This is a genomic window from Pantoea sp. E956-1 (assembly GCF_982223955.1).
In genome coordinates, this window is record NZ_CEUYZP010000045.1 from 1 (window position 1) to 483 (window position 483).

1 protein-coding gene is annotated in these 483 nt (G+C 44.9%); it reads right to left on the reverse strand.

Annotated elements, in window-relative coordinates:
* On the reverse strand, positions 1–483 hold a 483-nt coding region (locus AC0T7J_RS25160; protein ID WP_473798447.1), incomplete at both ends, for a hypothetical protein.

The window sequence follows — 483 nt, forward strand, 5'->3', positions numbered from 1 at the left end:
ATTATCAATTGTACGATCTCCATCAGCCCACTCAATCACCGCCTCCTGTACGAAATCGTTCAGAGACCCGAGATCCACGGCAACTTTCAAACCCAAACCTTGAAGCATATCCTTTCCGTAAAACAACAAATCTTTCTCATTGTCAGGCCGAAGCCCCGCTCTATTTTTAAAATCCATTAACTCATCGTCACTGGCGGCAGCTAACCAAGGCAAGCTTTTGGCTCGCCCGATACTAATATCACGAGAGTTCGGTCTCAATAAGTCTCCTATCTCCATATGCGTATATTGATACTTGGCATTCAAGGCTGCGAAAGATGCGTGGTAGCGAAACTCCCCGAATTTTGAGGTGGTCTTTTGGGGCTGAGCACCAGCGTCCAGGGCAAAAAAAACAAAATCGTGATTTCCATAACGCGAAATATTAATTGTTCCTGAGTTACCCAGATAATCCTCTTTGGTTCTTTCGCTTCGCAACGTGAATAACGT